The 2,917-nt window shown below is 26.0% G+C and carries 4 protein-coding genes; 1 reads left to right on the forward strand and 3 read right to left on the reverse strand.

Going from position 1 to position 2,917, the window contains the following annotated elements:
* Nucleotides 1-265 precede the first annotated feature (265 nt).
* Complete coding sequence (locus EHV01_RS04435) at nucleotides 266-511, forward strand: hypothetical protein (RefSeq protein WP_422066383.1); 246 nt, start codon at nucleotides 266-268, stop codon at nucleotides 509-511.
* Nucleotides 512-580: 69 nt separating this feature from the next.
* Here EHV01_RS04435 and tyrS read toward each other — a convergent pair whose 3' ends face one another.
* The 3 genes from tyrS to EHV01_RS04450 are packed head-to-tail and all read right to left on the reverse strand — an operon-like array spanning nucleotide 581 to nucleotide 2,572.
* Nucleotides 581-1,843 carry a tyrosine--tRNA ligase gene (gene tyrS, locus EHV01_RS04440; RefSeq protein WP_422066384.1) on the reverse strand — a complete coding sequence of 421 codons (1,263 nt, stop codon included), beginning with the start codon at nucleotides 1,841-1,843 and terminating at the stop codon, nucleotides 581-583.
* Between the two features lie 43 nt (nucleotides 1,844-1,886).
* Nucleotides 1,887-2,393, reverse strand: coding sequence for a hypothetical protein (locus tag EHV01_RS04445; RefSeq protein WP_422066385.1), 507 nt, complete (start codon nucleotides 2,391-2,393; stop codon nucleotides 1,887-1,889).
* A 2-nt stretch (nucleotides 2,394-2,395) separates the two neighbouring features.
* On the reverse strand, nucleotides 2,396-2,572 hold the full coding sequence (locus EHV01_RS04450) for a hypothetical protein (RefSeq protein WP_422066386.1): 177 nt from the start codon (nucleotides 2,570-2,572) through the stop codon (nucleotides 2,396-2,398).
* Nucleotides 2,573-2,917 lie beyond the last annotated feature (345 nt).

A 2,917-nucleotide genomic window follows, 5' to 3' on the forward strand; every position in this document is an offset into this window, starting at 1 on the left:
TATTAATAAAATCAAATTTATCAAATTTCATAATTTTAAATTCCTATAATTTCTATTTTAAATATATTTTATAGGAATTTTAAAATAACTAGGTTATGCAAGAAGTCTATTATATATTACTATTTAGTTAAGAAATTTATTACATTTACAATTTAATGTAAAAATATCTTAATTTAAAAAAAATCTAATATTTTTAGGCTAAAATAATACTAAGTGTAATTTTACACATATTGAATATGGAAAAATTCAAAGAAAGGTCACAAGTATGAAAAAAGGTCAAAAAAGAAAACTAAAATTATGACATAAAATTACAATTTGGGGAATCTTAAATGCTTCTGCGTTATTATTATTAATTGCTGTGTTTGCTTTACCACAAACACCTTGACATTGTCGTTTATTCGCGTTTATCAATATTTTTGTTATATTATTAGCACAAGTAATTTATTATACTCGTCTTTATTTTAAAAATAAAAAGAAAGCAACTAAAAATAAACCTATTAAATTGCAATAATTTTAAAAAACTAAAAAGAACACTTTATTCCTATAAATAGCATTATTTAAATGGTAAAATGTTCTTTTTTTATTTTTTGTTAGTTGTAAGATAAATTAAATGATATTTTCGTTTTCCACGACGAATAATTAAATATTTATCAAATAAAAACTTATCTTTTGCTACAAGTCAAGTTTCTTCTTTAACAATTTGCCCATTAATAGTAATTGCACCTTGTTCTAAAAACTCACGACCTTCACGTTTAGAAGAAACAATCTGTGCTTGTACTAATAAATCAAGCAGCGGCAAATTAAGATTTGTTAAATGAAAATTAGGTAAATTGTTATCAAGTTGGTCTAGCTGTTGCTCTGATAATTCATGTAAATTGCCTTTAAATAAAGCTTCGCTAACAATTTGTGCTGTTTTTAATCCTGCTGCTTGATGAACAAATAAAGTTACTTCTTCTGCTAGTTTTTTTTGTGCAATGCGTTGTGCTGGTTCATTTTGGTGAACTGCTTCAAGAGCAATAATTTCTTTTTCAGATAACATTGTTAAATAACGTAATAATTTCCCTGCTTCTTGGTCATCTTGGTTATAAAAGAATTGATAAAATTCATACGGCGATGTTTTTTTTGAATCTAATCAAACTGCCCCTGATTCTGTTTTTCCAAATTTGGAATCATCAGCTTTTGTTAATAAATTCATTGTCAAACCACAAGCTAAATTATCTTCTCCAATTTGTTTATAAATATAATCTGTACCCGAAGTAATATTTCCTCATTGGTCACTACCACCAGTTTGAACAGCACAATCATAATTAATATATAATTGATAAAAGTCATAAGCCTGCAATAATGTGTAAGAAAATTCAGTATATGATAAACCAACTTCAATTCTAGTTGCAATATTTTCTTTTGCTAATAAATAACTAATATTAAAATCTTTACCAACATTTCGCAAAAAATCAATCAAGGTCATTTTTTGCAATCATTCAGCATTATTAACCATTTTAACTTTTGATCCAATTAATTGTTGCATTTGATTACTAATGGTTTCCACATTATGTTTAATTGTTTTATCATCTAGCAATACCCGTTTTGCTTTTTTTCCACTAGGATCACCAATCATTCCTGTCCCACCACCAATAATAGCAATTGGTTGAAATCCAAACATTTCAAAACGTTTTAATAACATAATTTGAATTAAATGCCCAACATGTAATGAATCACCGGTTGGATCAAAACCACAATAAACTCCTTTTTTTAATTCTTGCGCTTTTAATAATTTTGCTTCATTAGTTACTTGTTTTAATAGTCCTCTTCATCTTAATTCTTCTAAAATATTTTTTACCATCATTTATCTCCTTTGCTATTTAAAAAACTCTAAATTATTAGAGTTATTTCTTATATACTTTTGAATCTTTTTTAATTGGGGCAGACTTTCCTTCTTCAATAATTTTTTCAGAAATTGATGCTGATGTTTTTTTCAAATCTTCAGTTACATTAATTCCAGCGTCAATTGCTGAAACTGTTATTTTTGCTAAATCTTTTGCCACTGCGCGCACATTAGGTGATTTTGCTGCTGCTTTAATTAATTTAACTGCACCATTATCAATTTTCTTTAATGTCTTATAAGCCATTTCTTTTGTTGAAGCAGAATCTAAAATTTCAACTGCACCTTTGACATTTTTAATGTGCAATTCAATATCAGCTGCAACTTCATCTGATTCTATTCCTTGCGATTTTTCTCATACAATCTCAATTTTATTAACCATTTTTTTAAGTTGTGGATTATATTTTTTAACTAAATTAATGAAATCTTGTCGTAATTCTGAACCTTTTTTCGGAGCAATTAACATTCCTACTACCATCACTGCCAATGTTTTAACAAATTTAAATGCCATAATTATTCCTTCTCATCAGAATTAGCAAAATCTTTTAATTTATCAACAATTCAATAGGCAATGTCTTTATTACGAGCAATAATTTTCACTCATGCTTTAACGTTTCGTTTTGCAAAAGCTTCAAAAACATCAATATAATTTGAAACTTTAACAACGGTATCAACAGTAGAATTTAACATTTCTGATTTATAAGTTAAGTCTTCAACAAAATAATCAAATTTCTTAGCAGCAATTGCAACTTTTCGCGCAGCAATAATGCCATAACAGCAAAAAAATTGCTAAACATAATAAAACAATGATTAAAATTGTTTGTGAAATTAATAAATTATCATTTGCTGCTAACATATATATCATTCTTTTCCACCCTTTTTCTAATCGTATTAAATATTACTTTTATATTATAACTTATTTTATAATTTATTTCTTTAATTTTGTCGAAAACTCTTGATATTTATAAAATATACCTAAAATTAGGTATATTTTTAATATATGGAGGTAAATAATTAATGAAAAAAATAATTAMA

The sequence above is a fragment of the Spiroplasma sp. hy2 genome (genome assembly GCF_044714365.1).
Taxonomy (GTDB): domain Bacteria; phylum Bacillota_I; class Bacilli_A; order Mycoplasmatales; family Mycoplasmataceae; genus Spiroplasma; species Spiroplasma phoeniceum.